This is a genomic window from Streptomyces sp. NPDC048603 (assembly GCF_043199475.1).
Lineage (GTDB): Bacteria > Actinomycetota > Actinomycetes > Streptomycetales > Streptomycetaceae > Streptomyces.
In genome coordinates, this window is sequence record NZ_JBICVY010000002.1 from 213,402 (window position 1) to 235,164 (window position 21,763).

Genomic DNA, 21,763 nt, shown 5'->3' on the forward strand with positions numbered 1-21,763 from the left:
CGACGCGGGAATCCCCGTCACCCCCAAGGGGGACGGGGATTCGGCCAGGTCAAAGCCGCTGTCAGCCCTTGCGCGCCGCCAGCCGGGCCATGCGCGCCGCCAGCTTCTCGTCGAACTTCTTCGCCTCGGCGTCCAGGCCGTCCATGTACAGCCCGAGCTCGTCCTGAGCCTGCTGGCCCTCCGGGCCGAGGTCGGCGATCTCCATGACCTTGAGGAAGCGGAGCACCGGAGCGAGCACGTCGTCGTGGTGGATGCGCAGGTTGTAGACGCCGCCGATAGCCATCTGCGCGGCCATCCGCTCGAAGCCGGGCATGCCGTGTCCGGGCATCCGGAAGTTGACCACCACGTCCCGGACGGCCTGCATCGTCAGGTCCGGCGCGATCTCGAAGGCCGCACCGAGCAGGTTCCGGTAGAAGATCATGTGCAGGTTCTCGTCGGCCGCGATGCGCGCCAGCATCCGGTCACAGACCGGGTCGCCGGACTGGTGGCCGGTGTTCCGGTGCGAGATGCGGGTGGCGAGCTCCTGGAAGGCCACGTACGCGATCGAGTGCAGCATCGAGTGCCGGTTGTCGGACTCGAAGCCCTCCGACATGTGCTGCATCCGGAACGCTTCCAGCTTGTCCGGGTCCACGGCGCGGGAGGCGAGCAGGTAGTCGCGCATCACGATGCCGTGGCGGCCCTCCTCGGCGGTCCAGCGGTGCACCCAGGTGCCCCAGGCGCCTTCGCGGCCGAAGAGCGTGGCGATCTCGTGGTGGTAGCTGGGCAGGTTGTCCTCGGTGAGGAGGTTCACCACCAGGGCGATCTTGCCGATCTCGGTCACCTTGGACTGGCTCGGGTCCCAGGCCTCGCCGTCCTCGAAGAATCCGGGGAAGTTACGGCCGTCGCCCCACGGCACGTACTCGTGCGGCATCCAGTCCTTGGTGATCTTCAGGTGGCGGTTGAGTTCCTTCTCCACGACCTCTTCGAGCGCGTACAGGAGCTTCGCGTCGGTCCACGCCTCCGAGCTGCCGAGGTGGGGAGAGGTGATCGTCACGGGTGCTCCTGGGGGGACAAGCGAATTACCTACGGTTCCGTAGCCTACGAACCCGTAGGTTAAGCATGGCGTCAAGGGCGGCCAAGTCCGGCCCGCCACTATGCCCCTTTACGTTCAGTTATGTATGCAGGTGAGAGGGCATTTGGACGGGGGAAAATGAGACGCGCCCGACCCGTCCACCGTTCGTACCCGGCGGTCACCCGTTGGTAGCCGTATGTGGTCATCCTGAGGTTGTCGTATGTGGTCATCCTGAGGTTGTCGTAGGGTCACCGGGGGGTCACCCGGCGGTCATGACAGTAGGTGGTCCGCCTCGCCGGCCTTCACCGCGAAGATCAGCGCGCGAAGCGCCTCGGCTTCATGTCCGAGTCCAGCAGCATCGAGCCGTGTGACGTGTCCAGCCGGCGGATCGCGGCCACCGCATACGTGAAGGACTGGTCCCACCTGCGCGACCCCGCGGCCCTCGCCGGAGAAGGAGATGCTGCTGAAGATCCGCCGGCGTTTCGACGCGCTGCGGATCGTGCTCTACGTCCAGCACCCCGCGCACTCCTCGCCCGAGCGGAGCGAGGAGTGCCGACAGCGGCGCAGCCGTGCGATGTGGCTGCCGGCCGCAGCCGCCGAGGCGGGCGGGGGTGACTGGGGACTGACCTCGGTGCTCACCCCGATGCGTGGGACCAAGTCCTGGGTCCTACTGCCCGGTCAGGGGCAGGTGTAACGCCGTTGGTTCAGGTGTGATGGCGGCTGGCTGTTCAGGTGTGTTGCCGCCTGGGCAGGTGTGTTGCCGGCCGGCCGGGTTCAGTCCTCCCACAGTGATGCCCGTACGTCCTCCGCCGTCGTCGGCCGGAGCCCGCCGTCGAGCAGCAGCCATCGAGTGATGCCGATCGACTCAAGGAACGGCACGTCATGGCTGGCCACTACGAGCGCCCCTTCGTAGGACTCCAGCGCGTCCGTCAACTGCCGTACGCTCGACAGATCCAGATTGTTCGTCGGCTCGTCCAGCATCAGCAGCTGGGGTGCGGGGTCCGCCAGCAGCAGCGCCGCCAGCGTCGCCCGGAACCGCTCGCCGCCCGAGAGGGTGGCCGCCGGCTGGTCCGCCCGGGCGCCCCGGAACAGGAAGTGCGCCAGGCGTGCGCGGATCCGGTTGTTGGTGGCTTCGGGGGCGAACCGCCTCACGTTGTCCACCACCGACAGCCCGTCGTCCAGCAGGTCCAGCCGCTGTGGCAGGAACCGTGCCGGGACGTGCGTCACCGCCTCGCCCGACACCGGTTCGAGGAGCCCGGCGATCGTCCGGAGCAGGGTGGTCTTGCCCGATCCGTTCCGTCCGACCAGGGCGATCCGCTCCGGTCCGCGCAGGTCCAGCTCGCCCGGGACGGCCCGTACGCCGCCCGCGTGCGCGAGTTCCAGCTTGCTCAGGGTGAGCACCCGCCGGCCTGTCGGCACTGCCGTGGCCGGCAGCTCGATCCGGATCGCGTCGTCGTCCCGTACCGCCTCGACCGCCAGGTCCAGCCGCTCCCGGGCCTCGGCCAGCCGTTCCGTGTGCAGGGTGCGGTGCTTTCCGGCCGACTCCTGGGCGGACCGCTTGCGGGCGCCCGCGACGATCGGAGGGACGCGGCCGTTCTCCTCCATCTTCTTGCCGTAGCGCTGGCGGCGGGCCGACTTCATGTGGGATTCCGCCAGTTCGCGCTTCTGCCGCTGTACGTCGGCCTCGGCGACGCGGACCATCCGCTCGGCTGCCGCCTGCTCGGTCGCGACGAACTCCTCGTAGGCCGTGAAGTTGCCGCCGTACCAGCGGACTTCACCCTCGCGCAGCTCGGCGATCTGGTCGACCCGTTCCAGCAGCTCACGGTCGTGGCTGACCACGACCATCACCCCGGACCAGGAGTCCACCGCCTCGTAGAGCCGCTGCCGGGCGCTCAGGTCCAGGTTGTTGGTGGGCTCGTCGAGCAGGAGTACGTCCGGCCGTGCGAGCAGCAGCGCAGCCATGCGGAGCAGTACGGATTCGCCCCCGGAGAGGTCCCCGACGATGCGGTCCAGGCCGATCCGGCCCAGGCCGAGCCGGTCGAGCGCGGCGTGCGCACGCTCCTCGACGTCCCAGTCGTCGCCGACCGCGGCGAAGTTCGCCTCGGTGGCCTCGCCGGCCTCGATGGCGTGCAGGGCGGACCGGGTGTCGGCGATGCCGAGCACCTCGTCCACGCGGAGGGCGGTGGAGGCGTCGAGGGCGATGCCCTGGGGGAGGTAGCCGATCGTGCCGGCGACGGCGGTCCGGCCGTCGATCGGGCGGAGTTCACCGGCGATGAGCTTCAGGAGGGTGGATTTGCCGCACCCGTTGAGCCCGATCAGACCGGTGCGGCCGGGGCCGACCGTGAGGTCGAGACCGTCGAAGACGGAAGTCCCGTCGGGCCACTCGAAGGAGAGGGAGGAGCAGGTGACAAAGGTTTGGGCGTGACTCATGGAGGTCTCCAGTTGCGTGAAGGGTGAACTGCAACGTGGGGAGACACCGGTGGTGGAGGGTGGTGTCTCGAACCTCAGAAGAGCAACGTCCTACTCCTGTCGAAGGCGGGGGTGATGGGCTCCTTCGAAAGTACGGGCGGCTTGTGGCCGCCCGCAAACGGTTTATGGGGAGGAGGGGGCGGGCGGGTGGGTTGGGCTGAGCTGAGCTGGTTGGGCTGGGCTGGGCTTGTTGGGTCGAGCTGGGCTGGTCGGGCTGGGTCAGCAGGAGCCTCGCATCAGTTCGGCCAGGCTGTGGTCCATGTCCAGGTAGAGGTGCTCCATGCCCGGAGGGACCACCGTGCACGAGCGGTCGAGGAAACGTCGCAGCTCGGCGGTGTCCATCAGCACGATCGCCACGCCTTCGGGGGCGTGGAACTCCACCACCGTCCGACCGCCTCCGTACGGCCGTACGCGCACGTCGCCATGGCCGGCAGCGCGGTCCAGGCCTGCGGTCAGCAGGTCGCGCGCGAAGGTCCAGGACACCTCGATGCCCTCAAGGGTCGCGGGGGCGGGGAAGGACATGCGGAGAGCGAACGGGTCCGACCGGTCGTAGCGGAGAGTGACGGGAACGGTCTCGACCTTCGGCGCGGTGGCGACCAGACGGGCCTCCACGGCCTGCTCGATGACAGTGATCATGGCTCGCTCCCTTGCAGCGGATCGGCTCCGGGCGCGTGGGGTGGGGCCCGGTATCCGGATAGACGCTCGATCCACCGGATCCGTGCATGCAAGGGGTGCGTGACCTGCGTCACCGAATGGCTGGATGTTGCCGGTTTGGTTACGTTGGGTAGTCGTGGGGTGGCTGGATCGGGCGCCAGTGCTGGGGGAGGGGCGGGGGAGGGGGTACGGGAGGCGCCTCGCAGTACGGCCGATTCGCGATCACTCCACAGGCCCAAGGATCACTCCACAGGCCCAAAGTGGTGTCCGGGGAGGGTGGGCGGGCGCCTGTGGGGAGCCGTAGGCACCCTGGACGGCGATCTCCGGCGTGCGTTAGCTTCCGGCGCCATGAGACTTTCGGGAGTTGGGGTTGGCATGTGCGCGGCAATGCTGACCGTGGGGCTGCTGGCCGTTCCTGCAGCACAGGCGGAGGAAGGGGCGAAGGGAAGGGGCCAGGGGTCCGAGCGGAGTGCCGAGCGGACTTCCGAGCGGACTTCCGAGCGGACTTCCGAGCCGGGAGGCATGCAGGGCCCTGCGCAGGATCTGGCGGACGGATTAGCCGTCGGGGGGCGTGGCGCGGGCGTCGGGTGGGCCCTGAAGGGGACGGGAACGGATGCCCGCTTCCGCGGACTGGCGGCGGTGAGCAGGTCCACGGCATGGGTGTCTGGTTCCAGGGGCACCGTGCTGCGCACGGTGGACGGTGGGCGGAGCTGGCAGAACGTGTCACCGCCGGGTGCTCAGGACCTGCAGTTGCGCGACATCGAGGCGTTCGACGCGCGCCGCGCCGTCGCGCTGTCCATCGGCGAAGGCGAGGACTCACGGATCTTCCGTACGGAGGACGGGGGCGCGACATGGACGGAGGCCTTCCGCAATCCTGACCCGAGGGCCTTCTACGACTGCCTGACGTTCTTCGATGCACGGCACGGCCTGGCCATGAGTGATCCGGTGGACGGCAAGTTCCGCATCCTGTCGACGCGCGACGGCGGGCGCAGCTGGGACGTCCTCCCGAACACCGGCATGCCCGCCGCCCTGCCGGGCGAGGCGGGCTTCGCGGCGAGCGGGCAGTGCCTGGTGAGCTCGGGCCCGCGGGACGTGTGGCTGGCCACGGGCGGCGGGGCGGTCGCGCGCGTCATGCACTCCCGTGACCGGGGGCTCACGTGGACGGTCAAGGACGCGGCGGTGCCGGGCGGGGACCCGGCGAAGGGGGTGTTCGGACTGGCGTTCCGCGGCGGACGGGGGCTGGCGGTCGGCGGTGACTACCGTACGGGCGAACCGTCGCCACAGGCTGCGGCGAGGACGGCCGACGCGGGCCGGACCTGGCGGCCGTCGACGGCACCGCCGGCCGCGTACCGCTCGGGCGTGACCTGGCTTCCGTTCCCGCAGCCGGCCGCACTGACGGTGGGTCCGACGGGCACGGACGTCACGCTGGACGGCGGAAAGACATGGCGCCCGCTGGACGAAGGCTCGTTCGACACGGTGGATTGCACGGGAGCCGACCACGACCGCCTGGCGGACGCTGCGTGCTGGGCGGCGGGGGAGCTGGGGAGGGTGGGGAGGTTGGAGGTGCGCTGAGGGTGGGGTTGGGGGGCTCTCCCCCAACCTGACTGGTCTGGGGGGCGGGGCTGCGGAGGGCAGACACCCTTGGACGGCGTCTGGGGGGTGCCCGGGGGCTGCCCGTCAGTCCTGATTGTCTTTCCGTGCCGGCCGTCGGCGTCAAGGGCGCGACGTTGTCGCGTCGCCTCCGGCGATGGCCCTTCGGGCCACCCTTGACCCCGACGTCCGTCCCGGAACGACAAGGACTGTCGGGCGGCCCCCGGGGGAATGGCATGGAGGGACCCAGGCTCCTTTGGCGGTGGCGTTGGCGGGCACGAGCGGCGGCTGCCGCTCGGCCAGCCGCCCATCCGGGCGGGCGCAGGACCGAAGTCGATCAGATCTACGTAATCCAGCTCGGCCCACGCGCACCAGATCGCTACGCGCTTCTCTTTCTCGGCGGATGCGGGCCGTCCGGGGCCGAACATAAGCCGCCCACGATCGCTACGCGCTCCTGTCTTTCGGCGGATGCATGCCGTCAGGGGCCGGAGGACGTGAGAGGACCGCAAGAGGACCGCTGCGCACTGCCGTCGGGTGGCGGCTGGTGAACCGTCTCGACACGGTCTCCGGACGGAGGTGACTGCGGAGGGGGAACGGGTCAGGGGTGGGTGCTTCCGTCCGGCGTGCTGAGTTCGGAGCGGATCAGTTCGAGGAGGTGGGGGAGGCGGGACTTCCAATACGGAGAGACGGGGTGGGCGTAGTGGAGGGGGGAGCCGCCGGTGGAGAGGAGCGCTTCGGTGAGTTCGGGGTGTCGGGCGATTCTCGTGCGGAGGAGGTCGGCGAGTACCGAGAGTCGGGTGCTGGGGGAGTGCTCCTGGGCTCTTGCCAGCAGATCGGCGACGTCGAGGTCGGGGAGGGCGACGGTGTGTGGCGCGGGTGGAGTGGGGCGGGGTTCCTCCGCGCGGATGAAGTAGTCGAGGGTCTGCTGGTGCATGAAGGCGGTGACCACGGGGCCGTCGCCGTCGACGGCTTGTCCTATGTCGGTGGTGAGGATGCGGAGAGGGCGGTCCTGGCGGTCCATGTCACCGAGTACGTGGATCCGGAGGTGTGGGGGCACTTTCAGATAGGCCGCGCGCAGCGCGAGGCGGTGGGGTTCCGTGGGGTCGTCGCGGTAGCAGAGGATTGCGTCCCAGCAGCGGTTCGTGCTGGTAGGACGGTTGTTGAGTGCCTCTATCCGGTCCATGACCTCCAGGAGGAATCCTTCCGGCGTGAGTGGCGCGGCGCGGCGGGAACGCCATCGCGTCGGTTCGGGCGGCAGGTTGCGGTGGGCCGGGTCGGTCGGTGAGATGCGGCCGGAGAGCAGGAGGCGTTTCAGGCCGGACGTGTCGGTGAGCCCCTCACACCGGATGGTGCCGTCCGCGAAGACGAACAGATCCTCCACCAGATACGCACTGCCCCACGCGCGACGCCACACGTGGCACCACTCGCCCTCGGATCTCTCCCCGTCGACCAGCCGATATGTAGGTCCCCGCCACCTCATGGGTGCACGGTATCCCCGCCCCGTGCCACCCTGGCGGCGCAGTGCCATTTCCCGCCACGGCTGTTCTCGTATGGGGCACTTGCAGGTGTCCGATCGCTCGTGGGGAGGACGCGGAGCCCGTGATGGGTGTCGCGGGACACTCCGCTGTCGCGGTCGTGCGTACGTTGGCCCCCGGGGGCCCCACGGAACCGCACGGGAGCGGAATCGCAAATGGCAATGCCACTCATCCGGACGGCTGCCCACCTGGGCATCAGCCTCCTCACCGCACTCGCCTGGCAGCTGGCTCCGACCCCGGCGGCAGCCGTCGGGCCGCACGACCTGGTGGTCCCGAGGGACTACTCGACCATCCAGGCGGCGGTCGATGCTGCCGCGCCCGGCGGGCGGATCACCGTACGGCCCGGCGTCTACCGTGAGCAGGTGGTGATCGACAAGGACGTGTCGATCACCGGCTACGGCCGGCAGAAGACCACGATCCTGGCCCCCCGGACCCTGGCAACCGGCTCCGACGGCGACACCTCGATCGTCGAGATCCGCAACGGCGCGTCCGCCTCGATGTCAGGACTGACCGTCAGCGGACCGGGGTCCGGAACGTGTGACGAGGGCGCGCTCGGCTCCGGCATCCGGGTGCTCGGGGGTGCCCGTCTCGACCTCGACCACGCCGCCGTCGCCCACATCACGGACACCCCGGCCGCCCCCTGCTTCCACAGTGCGACAGCCGTCCTCATCGGGGACGTGCCGACGAGCACGGGCTCGGCGACCATCCGCGACACGAAGATCACCGGCTATCAGGGCGCCGGGGTGGTCGTCCTCAACGAGGGTTCCACCGCAGTCGTCGAACGCAACACCGTCACCGGACACCCGAGCCTGTCGACCGACGGCATCGAGTTCGTGGCCGGCGCGGTGGGACGTATCACCGGGAACACCGTGAGTGAAAACGCATGCCGCGAGCCCGATCCGGACTGCGGCCCGGACTTCTTCAACGAGTTCCAGCACGCAGGAATCGTCGCCGACGGGCCGGGCACCGTGGTGCGGGACAACCGGCTCGTCGGCAACCAGGTCGGCATCTATCTCGCGGGCGGATCGATCGACGTCGGCGGCAACGACATCCGGCGCAGCTCGTACGTCGGAATCGCCCTCCAGGACGGCCCGTTCACCGTGCGGAACGATCGGATCGATGGCGGCGTCCACGGGGTTGCCGTTGTCGCGGCCTTCGCCGATACGAACGCAGTGCTGGAGGGCGTACGGATCCGACGAACGTCCGGCGCGCCGGTACAGACCTTCGAGTGCTGCGGCTTCACCGCCACCGCGACGGTCAGGGAGTAGCCGATGCGGGCTCGTCCGGCGTCCGTCTGCCCACCTCCTGACGGCATGCATCCGCCGAAAGACAGGAGCGCGTAGCGATCGTGGGCGGCTTATGTTCGGCCCCTGGCGGGCCGAATCCGCTGAGAAAGGAGAAGCGCGTAGCGATCTGGTGCGCGTGGGCCGAGCTGGCTTGCGTAGATCTGATCGACTTCGACCCTGCGTCCGCCCGGATGGGCGGCCGGCCGAGCGGCAGCCGCCGCTCGTGCCCGCCAACGCCCCGGCCAAGGGAGCCTGGGTCCCTCCATGCCATCCCCCCCGGGGGCCGCCCGACAGTCCTTGTCGTTCCGGGACGGACGTCGGGGTCAAGGGTGGCCCGAAGGGCCATCGCCGGAGGCGACGCGACAACGTCGCGCCCTTGACGCCGGCGGCCGGCACGGAAAGACACTGGGACTGACGGGCAGCCCCCGGGCGCTCCCGTGACGCCGTCCAGGCGAAGCCGTGGCACACCCCAGCCCACCCCACCCCAGCAGCCCAGCCCCCCCCTCAAACCGTCGGCGTGTCCCTGACCGTCGAAAGGTCCGACGACGTCCTCGTCGCGATGAATTCCGTGATGCGGTAGGTGCAGACGTTCGCCACCACGAAGGGGTCCTCCGCCGCGATCTTCTCGATCTCGGCCCGCGAGACGCCGCCCGCCAGGATGATGCCGCCGTCCCTCGGGACCTTGCGGCCCGAGGCGAGGAAGATGCCGGCCGCGTAGTGGCCGTCGAGCCACATCACGTGGGCGTCCATCTCCTCCTCGACGGATTCGATGGGGGCGGTGTAGGTCAACTCCATTACGAACATGATCGTCAGGCTACTCTCGTCGCATCATGACGAGCGTGAAAACCCCCGCCGACGAGGCCGAGGCCCGAGCGATACAAGACCAATTGCGTAGTCAGGTGATATTCGACGAGGACGGCCCGGCCGTGGGCCTGGGGCTCGTCGCCGGGGTGGACGTCGCCTACGACGACGAGCGGGACCTGGTCGCGGCCGCCGCCGTGGTCCTCGACGCCGCGACCCTGGACGTCGTGGAGGAGGCGACGGCCGTGGGGCACGTCAGCTTCCCCTACGTCCCGGGACTGCTCGCGTTCCGCGAGCTGCCCACCGTCCTCGCCGCGCTCGACGCGCTCACCGTCACCCCCGACCTGGTCGTGTGTGACGGCTACGGACTCGCCCACCCGCGCCGGTTCGGACTGGCCTGCCACCTCGGGGTGGTGACCGGACTGCCCGCCATGGGAGTGGCGAAGAACCCCTTCACCTTCACCTACGAGGAGCCGGGCGAGCAGCGCGGCAGCACCTCGCCCCTCCTCGCCCCCGACGGCGCCGAGGTGGGCCGGGCCGTGCGGACCCAGGACGGCATCAAGCCGGTCTACGTGTCCGTCGGACACCGCGTCTCGCTCGACAGCGCCTGCGCGCACGCCCTGGCGCTCAGCCCCCGCTACCGGATCCCCGAGACCACCCGCCTGGCCGACTCCCTGTGCCGGAAGGCCCTGCGGGAAGCAGGCTGAGCACACAGCACCGCGCACCCAGCCGCCCCGGGCGGAACGGCATCAGCCCCGCACGTCCGCCGCGTTCCGCACGTCCGCCAGATCCCGCGCATCCGCCACCCGGAACCGGATCCCCGCCCGCTGGAGCCGTTCCAGCAACGCCTCGCCCATCGCCACCGCCGTGGTCAGCTGGCCGGCGACGGCGGGCAGGTCGTCGTACGCGAGGCAGAGCGCCGACTCGGCCAGCATCTTCGCGGTCTCGCCGTAGCCCGGGTCGCCTCCCGACACCTCCGTGAACACCCGGCGTCCGCCGCCCGCGCCGACGAACCGGACGCGGAACCAGCTGCGTGCCCGGCGTTCCGCGTCCGGACCCTGGCCCGGCTCCCAGCGGTCCATCAGCCAGCGCCGGGCCGGCGGCACCTGGGCGAGCGCCGCCACCGCGCCGACCGCGGCCACGCCGCCCAGGGCCACCGGCAGGTGGGCCACCGAGGCGTAGTGCCGGTACCGGAAGTCGGGTCCGTAGCACTCCAGGGCGGCCGCCGACCGGGTGACGATCCGCGGGTCGAGGGTGGGCAGCGGCAGGGCCCAGGTGCCGGTCTCCCGGCTGAACCGCGGGGCGCCGACCGGCCCCCGGGCCCGGCGGCCCAGCAGCCGGGGCTCGTGCAGCCGCCGTTCCCGGGCCGCGGTCACGGTCTGCGGGCCGCGGCCGAGCGCGGTGAGGGCCGAGGCGAGGGTGCCGCCGGAGAACAGGCCGCCGCCGCTCATGAAGCCGTCGACGGTCAGCGGGACGCCCTCCGGCAGCTGACGGACGGTGAAGTACGCGCCCAGGTCGGCAGGGATGGAGTCGAAGCCGCAGGCGTGCACGATCCGGGCGCCGGTCTCCCGGGCCCGCGCGTCGTGGGCGACGTACGTCCGGTCGACGAACTCCGGTTCGCCGGTGAGGTCCACGTAGTCGGTGCCGGCCTCGGCGCAGGCCGCGACGAGCTCGTTGCCGTACCAGACGTACGGGCCCACGGTGGTGGCCAGCACCCGGGTGGCGGAGGCCAGTTCCCGTACGGCTTCCGGGTCGGTGGCGTCCGCGCGCAGCAGCGGGAGCTTCGCGCAGTCCGGGAACCGCTCGGCGAGCCGGTCGCGGAGGCGTTCCAGTTTCTTCGCGTCGCGGCCGGCGATCGCCCACCGGCAGCCGGCCGGTGCGTGCTCCGCGAGGTACTCGGCGGTCAGCGCTCCCACGAATCCGGTCGCCCCGAAGAGCACCACGTCGTAGGCGCGTTGTGGCGCTTCCTGAGCGCGTTGTGGCGCGTCCTGCCTGTTCATCCCCGCTCCTCCCAGCTGGTGTCGGTGGCTGAGGCTAGCGTGAGCTCAGGCTGTCCGTGCGAGCAGGTGTGACCTGCGGTAAGTGGGAGGCGTCGATGAAGGCAGCGGTGCGCAAGTGGGAGAAGGTCCGGGAGTTTGCGCTCGGGCTGCCCGAGGCGGTGGAGGAGTTCCCCTGGGGTCCGGAGGACTGCGTGGTGAAGGTCAACAAGAAGATCTTCGTCTTCCTGGGGAACACGGACGGACCCGAGCCGCCCGGCCTGTCCGTGAAGCTGAAGGACGAGGCGCTGCACGGGCACGCGATGACCGCTCCCGGGGCCGAGCCGACCGGCTACGGACTGGGCAGGGCCGGCTGGGTGACCGTGCCGCTGGGGGAGAAGGGCGCACCCGGTGCCGAGGTGCTGTGCGAGTGGGTGGAGGAGAGCTACCGGACGGTGGCCCTCAAGCGCCATGTGAAGGAGCTGGACGAGCAGCGCGCCGCGCCGCCTCAGTAGGTCTTGAGGTCGATCGCGTTCGCAGCGCGCTGGATCGGCTCCAGGACCTTCGTCATCATGCGGTCCTTGCCGGGCATGAGCTGGAGCAGGCGCAGCATCAGCATCGAGATCCGGACCTGGACGCGGCCCGCCATGACCATGCGCTTGACGTTGGCCGGGCCGAGCTTCTGGTTTGCCTCGGCGAAGGGGCGCAGGGCGCGTTCGTACGCGGCGAGCCCGTCGGCGGCGCCGTCCGCGGCGGCCAGCTCGCCGGCGAGGACGTACGCGCCGACCATCGCGAGGCTGGTGCCCTGCCCGGAGGCGGGGGAGGCGCAGTACGCGGCGTCGCCGACCAGGGTCACCCGGCCCGTGGACCAGGTGTCCATGTGCACCTGGCTGAGGGAGTCGAAGTAGAAGTCGGGTGCGTCCGGCATGGCCTGGAGGAAGCGCGGCACCTCCCAGCCCTCGCCGGCGTAGGCCTCGGCCAGCAGGCGCTGCTGTGCGGCGAGGTCGGGCCGGTCGTCGCCCGCGCCCGCGCTTGCGCCCGTTCCCGCGTCCGTGCCCCGGCGGGAGGACCACAGGAACATGGCCTTGGCGCCGGTGTCCCGGGCGGTGGTGTAGGTGAGGGCGGTGCGTCCGGGGCCCACGTAGGTCAGTTCCTCGCGGTCCAGCCCGAGGTGGTTGGGGACGCTGAAGATCGAGACGTGGTATCCGAGGTCGCGGACGTAACTCTGCTCGGGGCCGAAGGCCAGGGCGCGGGTGCGGGAGTGCAGGCCGTCCGCGCCGACGACGTAGGAGAAGGTCTCGGTGCGGCCGCTCTCGAACGTCACCCGGACGCCGTCGGTCTGCTGCTCCAGCCGGGCGATGGAGTCACCGAAGCGGTAGTCGACGGTGTCCGCGGTCAGGCCGTACAGGATGCGGGTGAGGTCGCCGCGCATGATCTCCGCGTCCCCGTGCACCCGGCCGCCGAAGCTGTCGGCGTCCATGCTCTTGACCCGGGTGCCGTCTGCGTCGACGACGGCGGCGTCGCGGACGTCGGTGCGGTTGCGCCGGATCTCGTCCAGGACGCCCATCCGCTCGGCCACCTTCAGGGCCGCCCCCCGGATGTCGATCTTGTAGCCGCCGGGGCGGACCGAGGACGCCTTCTCGACGACGACGGGGGTGAACCCGTGCTGCCGGAGCCAGTACGCGAGCGTGGTGCCCGCGACGCTCGCTCCGGAGATCAGGACCTTCTGGTTCCGCTGGTTCGGCTGGTTCCGCATGTCTCCCCCTCGGTGGTGTCGGTCGCGGCCCGGCGGGCCCGTCCCGATGTCGTGGCTACACCGTACCCACGATCTGTACGGTTGTGCAATACAGTTGTCTAATACGGTTGTTCAAAGAGGGTGCGACTCGCCCCGAGGGCTTGTGCTGAATGGAACGTGTTCCTAGCATCACCGGTGTTACATCGGTTGTGTCACATACGCGGCTACCTGGGGGCCCGATGGCAGTGACAGGGAACGGCACAGGAACCGGCGCAGGAACCGGCACAGGAACCGGCGCAGGAAACCGCACGGCGAACGGCGGCCCCCTCGCCGGCGTGCGCGTCGTCGAGCTCGCAGGCATCGGCCCCGGACCGTTCGCCGCCATGCTCCTCGCCGACCTCGGCGCCGACGTGGTCCGTGTGGACCGCCCCGGCGGCGGCGGACTCGCGGTCAACCCCGCGTACGACGTCACCAACCGCGGCAAGCGCTCCGTACTGCTCGACCTCAAGTCCCCCGAGGGCCCGGCCCGGGTGCTCGACCTGGTGGAGCGCGCCGACATCCTGATCGAGGGCTTCCGCCCCGGCGTCGCCGAGCGCCTCGGTGTCGGACCGGCCGAGTGCCACGCCCGCAACCCCCGCCTGGTGTACGGGCGGATGACCGGCTGGGGCCAGGAAGGCCCGCTCGCCCGCAGCGCCGGCCACGACATCGCCTACATCGCGGTCACCGGCGCGCTCGGCATGATCGGCAACCCGGGCGAGCCCCCGGCCGTCCCCGCCAACCTGGTCGGCGACTACGCGGGCGGCTCGCTCTACCTGGTCGTCGGCGTCCTCGCGGCCCTCCAGCACGCCCGCACCCCCGGCGGCACCGGCCAGGTCGTCGACGCCGCCATCGTCGACGGCACCGCGCACCTCACCGCCATGATCCACGGAATGATGGCCGCCGGCGGCTGGCAGGACCGGCGCGGGGCCAACCTGCTCGACGGCGGCTGCCCCTTCTACGGGACGTACGAGACCTCCGACGGCGGGTACATGGCGGTCGGCGCGCTGGAGCAGCAGTTCTACGACACCTTCACCGAGCTCCTCGGCATCGCCGACCAGGCCCCGGCCCGCAAGGACCTGGCCCGCTGGGGCGAGCTGCGGGAGGCTGTCGCCGCCCGCTTCAGGACCCGTACCCGGGACGAGTGGACGGCGGTGTTCGAGGGCACGGACGCCTGCGTGGCGCCGGTGCTCTCGCTCCGTGAGGCCCCCGCGCACCCGCACCTGGCCGCCCGGGGCACCTTCACCGAGGCCGCGGGGATCGTGCAGCCCGCCCCGGCGCCCAGGTTCTCGGCCACCCCGGCCGCGGTGACCGGCGGCCCGGCGCTGCCCGGCGCCGACACCGGGGCGGTCGCGCGAGACTGGGACGTGCCGGCGCTGGCCGTGACCGGCGCCGAGGCCGAGCCCGGGAAGGACGCCTGATGGAACTGTCCATGCTGCTCGACTACGCCGGCGACCCGCGCCGTGCCGCCGACGAGGCCGCCGCCCTGGAAGCGGCCGGCCTGGACGCCGTCTGGGTCGCCGAGGCCTGGGGCTTCGACTCCCCGACGATCATGGGCTACCTCGCCGCCCGCACCGAGCGGATGAAGATCGGCTCGGCGATCGTCAACGTCTACTCCCGTACGCCCGCCCTCATCGCGCAGACCGCGGCCGGACTCGACGCGCTCTCCGGCGGCCGCGCCCTGCTCGGCCTCGGCGCGTCCGGGCCACAGGTGATCGAGGGCTGGCACGGCAAGCCGTACGACCGCCCGCTCGGCCGGACCCGCGAGACCGTCGAGCTGTGCCGACGGATCTGGCGCCGCGAGACCATCGACCACCACGGCATCACCGACATGCCCCTGCCGCCGGAGAAGGGCGGCCGGCACGGCAAGCCGCTGAAGATCCTCACCCGGCCCGTCCGGGACGCAGTCCCCGTCTACATCGCCTCGCTCGGCCCGGCCAACGTCGCGCTCACCGCCGAGATCGCCGACGGCTGGCTGCCCACCTTCTTCCTGCCCGAGAAGGCCCGCGAGGTCTGGGGTGCGGCCCTCGCCGAGGGGGCCGCCCGGCGCGACCCCGCCCTCGGGCCGCTGCAGACCGTGGCCGGCGGCCTGCTCGCCATCGGCGAGGACGCGGCCGCAGCGCGCGACCTGGCCCGCCCGCACATCGCCCTGTACGTGGGCGGGATGGGCGCGGTCGGCAAGAACTTCTACAACGACCTCGCCGTCGCCTACGGCTACGGCAAGGAGGCCCGGACCATCCAGGAGCTGTACCTCTCCGGGCGCAAGCGGGACGCCGCGGCGGCCGTCCCCGACGAGTTCTGCGAGCTGATGACGCTCTGCGGGCCGGAGGGGTACGTACGCGAGCGCATCGAGGCGTTCCGGGAGGCGGGGGTCACCATGCTCAACGTCTCCCCCGTCGGGCCGGATCCGGCCCGGACCATCGAAACCGTCAAGAACTGGTTGTAAGGGGCAGGGGACACATGAAGCGCCAGATCTTCGACGCCGAGCACGAGGCGTTCCGGGCCACCGTGCGCACCTTCATCGCCAAGGAGGTGCTGCCGCACTACGAGCAGTGGGAGAAGGACGGCATCGTCAGCCGGGAGGCCTGGCTCGCGGCCGGCCGACAGGGGCTGCTCGGCCTGGCCGTGCCGGAGGAGTACGGGGGCGGCGGCAACACCGACTTCCGGTACGCCGCCGTGATCGCCGAGGAGTTCACCCGGGCGGGCGCCGCCGGGCTGGCCATCGGCCTGCACAACGACATCATCGGCCCCTATCTGACCTCGCTGGCCACCGAGGAGCAGAAGCGCCGATGGCTGCCCGGTTTCTGCAGCGGCGAGACGATCACGGCCATCGCGATGACCGAGCCGGGTGCCGGATCGGACCTCCAGGGCATCCGTACGACGGCCGAGGACCGCGGCGACCACTGGGTGCTCAACGGCTCCAAGACGTTCATCTCCAACGGGATCCTGGCCGACCTGGTCATCGTGGTCGCGAAGACCACCCCCGAGGGCGGCGCGCACGGCCTGTCCCTGCTGGTCGTCGAGCGCGGCACGGAGGGCTTCGAGCGGGGCCGCAACCTCGACAAGATCGGACAGAAGGCGCAGGACACCGCCGAGCTGTTCTTCAACGACGTCCGCGTGCCCAAGGAGAACCTGCTCGGCGAGCTCGACGGGGCCTTCCTGCACCTGATGGGCAACCTCCCGCAGGAGCGGATGGGCATCGCGATGGCGGGGATCGCCGCGGCCGAGCACCTGCTGGAGATCACCACCGAGTACGTCAAGGAGCGGGAGGCGTTCGGCCGGCCGCTGTCCAAGCTGCAGCACATCCGCTTCGAGATCGCGGAGATGGCCACCGAGTGCGCCGTCACCCGTACGTTCCTCGACCGGTGCATCGTCGACCACTCCAACGGCGAACTGGACCACGTGCACGCCTCGATGGCCAAGTGGTGGGCCACCGAACTGCAGAAGCGGGTCGCCGACCGCTGCCTCCAGCTCCACGGCGGCTACGGCTACATGACCGAATACCGGGTCGCGCGGGCCTTCACCGACGGCCGCATCCAGACCATCTACGGCGGGACGACCGAGATCATGAAGGAGATCATCGGTCGTTCCCTGCTCGGCTAACCCCATCCGAAAGGCTTGACAGTGAGCAGCGAAGCTTACGTATACGACGCGATCCGCACCCCGCGGGGCCGCGGCAAGGCCAACGGCGCCCTGCACGGCACCAAGCCGATCGACCTGGTCGTGGGTCTCATCCAGGCCCTGCGCGAGCGGAACCCCGGGCTGGACCCGGCCGCCATCGACGACATCGTGCTCGGCGTGGTCGGCCCCGTCGGAGACCAGGGCTCCGACATCGCCCGGATCGCCGCGATCGCGGCCGGGCTGCCGGACACCGTGGCGGGCGTGCAGGAGAACCGCTTCTGTGCCTCCGGCCTGGAGGCAGTCAACCTGGCGGCGGCCAAGGTCCGTTCCGGCTGGGAGGACCTGGTGCTGGCCGGCGGCGTCGAGTCGATGTCCCGGGTGCCGATGGCCTCCGACGGCGGTGCCTGGTTCGCCGACCCGATGACCAACCACGTCGTCAACTTCGTGCCGCAGGGCATCGGCGCCGACCTGATCGCCACTCTCGGCGGGTTCACCCGGCGCGACGTGGACGAGTACGCCGCCCTGTCCCAGGAGCGGGCCGCGAACGCCTGGAAGGACGGCCGGTTCGCGAAGTCCGTCGTCCCGGTCCTGGACCGCAACGGCCTGGTGGTCCTCGACCACGACGAGCACATGCGCCCGGGCACCACCGCCGACTCCCTCGCCAGGCTGAAGCCGTCCTTCGCGGACATCGGCGACCTCGGCGGCTTCGACGCGGTGGCGCTGCAGAAGTACCACTGGGTCGAGAAGATCGACCACGTGCACCACGCCGGGAACTCCTCCGGCATCGTCGACGGCGCCTCGCTCGTCGCGATCGGCTCCCGCGAGGCGGGCGAGCGCAACGGACTCACCCCGCGCGCCCGGATCGTCTCGGCCGCGGTCTCCGGTTCGGAGCCCACCATCATGCTCACCGGCCCCGCCCCGGCCACCCGCAAGGCACTCGCCAAGGCCGGGCTGACCATCGACGACATCGACCTGATCGAGATCAACGAGGCGTTCGCCGGCGTCGTGCTGCGGTTCGCCGCGGACATGGGCATCGGCCTGGACAGGATCAACGTCAACGGCGGTGCCATCGCCCTGGGCCACCCGCTCGGCGCGACCGGCGCGATGATCCTGGGCACCCTCGTCGACGAACTGGAGCGCCAGGACAAGCGGTACGGGCTCGCCACCCTCTGCGTCGGCGGCGGCATGGGCGTCGCCACCGTCGTCGAGCGCATCTGACCGGCCCCGCCCCGCCCGCCCGCGAACACTCAACGGAGAAGACCCGCATGAGCAGCAACAGCACCATCCGCTGGGAGCAGGACGAGACCGGCGTCGTCACCCTCGTCCTGGACGACCCCAACCAGTCCGCGAACACCATGAACCAGGCGTTCAAGGACTCCATCGCCGCCGTCGCCGACCGCGCCGAGGCCGAAAAGGACTCCATCCGGGGCATCGTCTTCACCTCCGCCAAGAAGACCTTCTTCGCTGGCGGAGACCTCAAGGACATGATCCGGCTCCGTCCCGAGGACGCGCAGCTCGCCTTCGACACCGGCAACGCCATCAAGGCCTCGCTGCGCCGCATCGAGACCCTCGGCAAGCCGGTGGTCGCCGCCATCAACGGCTCGGCCCTCGGCGGCGGTTACGAGATCTGTCTGGCCTCCCACCACCGGATCGCGCTGGACGCCCCCGGTTCGAAGATCGGCCTGCCCGAGGTCACCCTCGGCCTGCTCCCGGCCGGCGGCGGCGTCACCCGTACGGTGCGCCTGATGGGCATCGCCGACGCCCTGCTGAAGGTGCTGCTGCAGGGCACCCAGTACAACCCGCAGCGCGCCCTGGACAACGGGCTGGTCCACGAACTGGCGGCCACCCCCGAGGAGATGCTCGCCAAGGCCCGCGCCTTCATCGACGCGAACCCCGAGTCGAAGCAGCCGTGGGACGTGCCCGGCTACCGGATCCCGGGCGGCACCCCGGCGAACCCGAAGTTCGCCGCCAACCTGCCCGCCTTCCCGGCCAACCTGAAGAAGCAGCTGAACGGCGCCCCCTACCCGGCCCCGCGCAACATCCTCGCGTGCGCCGTAGAGGGCTCCCAGGTCGACTTCGAGACCGCCCTCACCATCGAGGCCCGCTACTTCACCGAGCTGGTCACCGGCCAGACCGCGAAGAACATGATCCAGGCGTTCTTCTTCGACCTCCAGGCCGTCAACGCCGGCCGCAGCCGCCCCCAGGGCGTGGAGCGGCGCAAGGTCACCAAGGTCGCCGTGCTCGGCGCGGGCATGATGGGCGCGGGCATCGCCTACTCCTGTGCCAGGGCGGGCATCGAGGTGGTCCTCAAGGACGTCACCGCCGAAGCCGCGCAGAAGGGCAAGGCGTACTCCGAGAAGCTGCTCGACAAGGCGCTGGCCCGGGGCCGTACCACCGAGGCCAAACGGGCGGAGCTGCTGGCCCGCATCACCCCGACCGGGGACGCCGCCGACCTGGCGGGCTGCGACGCCGTCATCGAGGCCGTCTTCGAGGACACCGCCCTCAAGCACCGGGTGTTCCAGGAGATCCAGGAGGTCGTCGCGCCCGACGCGCTGCTCTGCTCCAACACCTCGACCCTGCCCATCACCGGCCTCGCCGAGGGCGTTTCCCGGCCCGCCGACTTCATCGGCCTGCACTTCTTCTCGCCGGTCGACAAGATGCCGCTGGTGGAGATCATCAGGGGCGAGCGGACCGGGGACGAGGCCGTCGCCCGCGCCTTCGACCTGGTCCGGCAGATCGCCAAGACCCCGATCGTGGTCAACGACTCGCGCGGCTTCTTCACCTCACGGGTCATCGGCCAGTTCATCAACGAGGGCGTGGCGATGGTCGGTGAGGGCATCGAGCCGGCCTCCGTCGAGCAGGCCGCCGGGCAGGCCGGCTACCCGGCGAAGGTGCTCTCCCTGATGGACGAGCTGACCCTCACCCTCCCGCGGAAGATCCGCAACGAGAGCCGCAAGGCCGTCGAGGCGGAGGGCCGGGCCTGGACCGAGCACCCGGCGGACGTGGTCATCGACCGCATGGTCGACGAGTTCGAGCGCCCGGGCCGCAGCGGCGGCGCGGGGTTCTACGAGTACACGGACGGCAAGCGGGACCGGATCTGGCCGGGGCTGCGCGAGCACTTCACCAAGCCCGGCTACGAGATCCCGTTCGAGGACATGAAGGAGCGGATGCTCTTCGCCGAGGCCCTGGACACCGTCCGGTGCCTGGAGGAGGGCGTCCTCACCTCGGTCGCCGACGCCAACATCGGCTCCATCATGGGCATCGGCTTCCCGGCCTGGACCGGCGGCGTGCTCCAGTACATCAACGGCTACGAAGGCGGCCTGCCGGGCTTCGTGGCCCGCGCCCGCGACCTCGCCGCCACCTACGGCGAGCGGTTCACCCCGCCGGCGCTCCTGCTGGAGAAGGCCGAGCGGGGGGAGACCTTCACCGACTGACGGCCGCGTTCACCGGGTGCGGTCACCGGGCGTCTGCACCGGGCGTCCGCACCGGGTGTCCGCACCGGGCGGGGCCCGCGGCCTCAGGCCGTGGTGCCCCGCAGCACCGCGAACACCCCGCGCTCCGCGGTGCCGTCGGGCGCCGTCCAGCCCGCGGTGACGTGGCCCAGCGCGCCCGCCTCCGTGTCCTCGGGCGCTCCGGGCCGCAGCAGGCGGGTCACCTCCAGGGTCAGCGGGCCGCCCGCCCCCTCCGCCACCACCGCGATCGCGGTCCCGCCGGCCGTGTGCGACACGGCCGGCGCCGCGCCGGGAGCGTCGGTGAGGCCAGGGCCCCCGGACACCCCGGTGACCGTGGGGTCGGGGGTGTCGGACTCGCTGGGTCCTCCAGCCGGAAGCCGCCGGCCTTGGCCGGCTCCGGCGCGGCCCCGCCCTCGTACCAGGGTTGCGCCGGGAGCCATGAGGCGATGAGCTCCAGCTTGCCGGGTTCCATGGTGGTCCTGTGGATGACTGCCATGTCCGCCAACCTACAGCCGGGATGCGAAGCAGCCGGACCCGGCGCACGATGGACTGGCACGCGTCCATTTCCCGGGCGTGCACGGCTTGGGGGATCACCTGCAGCACCTGTTCCTGTGTGAAGAACGGGGAGAATCATGAGGAAATCCCTGGTGGCCGGCCTTGCCACGGCCACGCTGGCCGTCACGCTGACAGCACCGGCGACACCTGCGTCCGCCTCGGCGTTCTGCGACCGGACCACCCCGAACACATCCCTCTTCTTCTACAAGAAGAGCAGCGGCGAAGCGGGAACCGGCACGCTGTCGGCCGGCCGCTGGCGCTACAGGGGTGCACTGAGCCTCCCCGCCGGGTACACGCACGCCGCCGCGAGCCGCGACTCGCTGCTGCTGTACGACGCGAACACCGGGGAAGGGGAGAGCGGCACGTTCACCGGAGGCCGCTACCGGCGGGTCCAGACGTACGACAACTTCTCGACCGGATGGACCCAGTTGGAGGCGTCCGGCGACTCGGTGCTCGCCTACAACTCCGCCACCGGCCACGGAGGAACGGGCACGCTGAAGGGCGGCAGGTACCAACAGGTCCGCACGTACGACGACTTCAGCACCGGCTGGGCGTCCATGGCCGCTTCCTGCGACACGCTCGTGGCCACGACGGCCAGGAAGGGCTCGACCGAGTTCCCCGAGAGCAACGTCGGGTTCGGCACGCTCCAGGGCGGCGTCTACACCAACACCGGCAACAGGGACGGGGACGTGTTCCTGGGAACCCTGGTCGCGACCCGGGACTCGGTCATGGGCCTCGCGAAGACCAGCAGCACGCAACTCCGGTACCAGGTCACCACGGCGTCCGACGGCGACGTCGGCCAGTTCGAGGACGTCGGCACGTCGGGCGTGTGGAACACGGTGGGCCGGACGGCGGACAGCCTGTTCTTCTACAAGACCGACGGCACGGCCTGGATCTCGACCCTCACCAACGGCAACTACCGCAACGTCGGCCCGCTGAGCGACGTCTCCTCGGGCTGGTCGATCATCGAAGGCGGTGTGTGAGCCCGCAGGACGTTCACAA

19 protein-coding genes are annotated in these 21,763 nt (G+C 70.9%); 11 read left to right on the forward strand and 8 right to left on the reverse strand.

Annotated elements, in window-relative coordinates; all coding sequences use genetic code 11:
* Window positions 1-61: 61 nt before the first annotated feature.
* Window positions 62-1,033: an acyl-ACP desaturase gene (locus ACGFQ9_RS04695; protein ID WP_393571173.1), complete on the reverse strand. Its 972-nt coding sequence runs from the start codon at window positions 1,031-1,033 to the stop codon at window positions 62-64.
* A 475-nt stretch (window positions 1,034-1,508) separates the two neighbouring features.
* On the opposite strand from ACGFQ9_RS04695, the gene ACGFQ9_RS04700 reads away from it, so the two are divergent.
* Window positions 1,509-1,745 carry a hypothetical protein gene (locus tag ACGFQ9_RS04700; protein WP_393571174.1) on the forward strand — a complete coding sequence of 79 codons (237 nt, stop codon included), beginning with the start codon at window positions 1,509-1,511 and terminating at the stop codon, window positions 1,743-1,745.
* Between the two features lie 80 nt (window positions 1,746-1,825).
* Here ACGFQ9_RS04700 and ACGFQ9_RS04705 read toward each other — a convergent pair whose 3' ends face one another.
* Together ACGFQ9_RS04705 and ACGFQ9_RS04710 are read right to left on the reverse strand one after the other, a co-directional pair.
* Window positions 1,826-3,481 carry an ABC-F family ATP-binding cassette domain-containing protein gene (locus ACGFQ9_RS04705; RefSeq protein WP_393571176.1) on the reverse strand — a complete coding sequence of 552 codons (1,656 nt, stop codon included), beginning with the start codon at window positions 3,479-3,481 and terminating at the stop codon, window positions 1,826-1,828.
* A 258-nt stretch (window positions 3,482-3,739) separates the two neighbouring features.
* Window positions 3,740-4,156, reverse strand: coding sequence for an SsgA family sporulation/cell division regulator (locus ACGFQ9_RS04710; RefSeq protein WP_393571177.1), 417 nt, complete (start codon window positions 4,154-4,156; stop codon window positions 3,740-3,742).
* Between the two features lie 540 nt (window positions 4,157-4,696).
* Here ACGFQ9_RS04710 and ACGFQ9_RS04715 point away from each other — a divergent pair.
* Window positions 4,697-5,746: a WD40/YVTN/BNR-like repeat-containing protein gene (locus ACGFQ9_RS04715; protein ID WP_393571848.1), complete on the forward strand. Its 1,050-nt coding sequence runs from the start codon at window positions 4,697-4,699 to the stop codon at window positions 5,744-5,746.
* A 616-nt stretch (window positions 5,747-6,362) separates the two neighbouring features.
* Here the strand turns inward: ACGFQ9_RS04715 and ACGFQ9_RS04720 are convergent.
* Window positions 6,363-7,145: a hypothetical protein gene (locus ACGFQ9_RS04720; protein ID WP_393571179.1), complete on the reverse strand. Its 783-nt coding sequence runs from the start codon at window positions 7,143-7,145 to the stop codon at window positions 6,363-6,365.
* Between the two features lie 309 nt (window positions 7,146-7,454).
* Between ACGFQ9_RS04720 and ACGFQ9_RS04725 the strand changes: the two genes are divergently transcribed.
* Window positions 7,455-8,567, forward strand: coding sequence for a nitrous oxide reductase family maturation protein NosD (locus tag ACGFQ9_RS04725; protein ID WP_393571181.1), 1,113 nt, complete (start codon window positions 7,455-7,457; stop codon window positions 8,565-8,567).
* A 522-nt stretch (window positions 8,568-9,089) separates the two neighbouring features.
* Here ACGFQ9_RS04725 and ACGFQ9_RS04730 read toward each other — a convergent pair.
* Window positions 9,090-9,389 carry a YciI family protein gene (locus ACGFQ9_RS04730; protein ID WP_393571182.1) on the reverse strand — a complete coding sequence of 100 codons (300 nt, stop codon included), beginning with the start codon at window positions 9,387-9,389 and terminating at the stop codon, window positions 9,090-9,092.
* A 26-nt stretch (window positions 9,390-9,415) separates the two neighbouring features.
* Between ACGFQ9_RS04730 and nfi the strand changes: the two genes are divergently transcribed.
* Entirely contained in the window at window positions 9,416-10,093 is a 678-nt protein-coding gene (nfi, locus tag ACGFQ9_RS04735; RefSeq protein ID WP_393571184.1) for a deoxyribonuclease V, read from the forward strand.
* A 42-nt stretch (window positions 10,094-10,135) separates the two neighbouring features.
* Here the strand turns inward: nfi and ACGFQ9_RS04740 are convergent, their stop codons facing one another.
* Window positions 10,136-11,386 (reverse strand): saccharopine dehydrogenase family protein, encoded by a 1,251-nt coding sequence (locus ACGFQ9_RS04740; RefSeq protein WP_393571185.1) that lies wholly within the window; start codon window positions 11,384-11,386, stop codon window positions 10,136-10,138.
* Between the two features lie 95 nt (window positions 11,387-11,481).
* Between ACGFQ9_RS04740 and ACGFQ9_RS04745 the strand changes: the two genes are divergently transcribed.
* Window positions 11,482-11,877: an MmcQ/YjbR family DNA-binding protein gene (locus ACGFQ9_RS04745; protein ID WP_393571187.1), complete on the forward strand. Its 396-nt coding sequence runs from the start codon at window positions 11,482-11,484 to the stop codon at window positions 11,875-11,877.
* On the opposite strand, the gene ACGFQ9_RS04750 is transcribed toward ACGFQ9_RS04745, so the two are convergent.
* On the reverse strand, window positions 11,871-13,118 hold the full coding sequence (locus ACGFQ9_RS04750) for an FAD-dependent monooxygenase (RefSeq protein WP_393571189.1): 1,248 nt from the start codon (window positions 13,116-13,118) through the stop codon (window positions 11,871-11,873). The genes ACGFQ9_RS04745 and ACGFQ9_RS04750 overlap by 7 nt on opposite strands.
* Window positions 13,119-13,432: 314 nt before the next feature.
* On the opposite strand from ACGFQ9_RS04750, the gene ACGFQ9_RS04755 reads away from it, so the two are divergent.
* The 5 genes from ACGFQ9_RS04755 to ACGFQ9_RS04775 are packed head-to-tail and all read left to right on the forward strand — an operon-like array spanning window position 13,433 to window position 20,188.
* The gene (locus ACGFQ9_RS04755) at window positions 13,433-14,554 is read left to right on the forward strand and encodes a CaiB/BaiF CoA transferase family protein (RefSeq protein WP_393571191.1); all 1,122 of its coding nucleotides are present in this window, start codon (window positions 13,433-13,435) and stop codon (window positions 14,552-14,554) included.
* The gene (locus tag ACGFQ9_RS04760; protein ID WP_393571193.1) at window positions 14,554-15,579 is read left to right on the forward strand and encodes an LLM class F420-dependent oxidoreductase; all 1,026 of its coding nucleotides are present in this window, start codon (window positions 14,554-14,556) and stop codon (window positions 15,577-15,579) included. Before ACGFQ9_RS04755 ends, ACGFQ9_RS04760 begins: the two co-directional genes overlap by 1 nt.
* 14 nt (window positions 15,580-15,593) lie before the next feature.
* Window positions 15,594-16,736, forward strand: coding sequence for an acyl-CoA dehydrogenase family protein (locus ACGFQ9_RS04765; protein ID WP_393571195.1), 1,143 nt, complete (start codon window positions 15,594-15,596; stop codon window positions 16,734-16,736).
* A gap of 21 nt (window positions 16,737-16,757) precedes the next feature.
* Complete coding sequence (locus ACGFQ9_RS04770; RefSeq protein ID WP_393571196.1) at window positions 16,758-17,972, forward strand: acetyl-CoA C-acetyltransferase; 1,215 nt, start codon at window positions 16,758-16,760, stop codon at window positions 17,970-17,972.
* Window positions 17,973-18,019: 47 nt separating this feature from the next.
* Window positions 18,020-20,188, forward strand: coding sequence for a 3-hydroxyacyl-CoA dehydrogenase NAD-binding domain-containing protein (locus tag ACGFQ9_RS04775; RefSeq protein WP_393571198.1), 2,169 nt, complete (start codon window positions 18,020-18,022; stop codon window positions 20,186-20,188).
* Between the two features lie 83 nt (window positions 20,189-20,271).
* Here ACGFQ9_RS04775 and ACGFQ9_RS04780 read toward each other — a convergent pair whose 3' ends face one another.
* On the reverse strand, window positions 20,272-20,529 hold the full coding sequence (locus tag ACGFQ9_RS04780) for a hypothetical protein (protein ID WP_393571200.1): 258 nt from the start codon (window positions 20,527-20,529) through the stop codon (window positions 20,272-20,274).
* Between the two features lie 309 nt (window positions 20,530-20,838).
* On the opposite strand from ACGFQ9_RS04780, the gene ACGFQ9_RS04785 reads away from it, so the two are divergent.
* Complete coding sequence (locus tag ACGFQ9_RS04785) at window positions 20,839-21,744, forward strand: hypothetical protein (RefSeq protein ID WP_393571202.1); 906 nt, start codon at window positions 20,839-20,841, stop codon at window positions 21,742-21,744.
* Window positions 21,745-21,763: the final 19 nt, after the last annotated feature.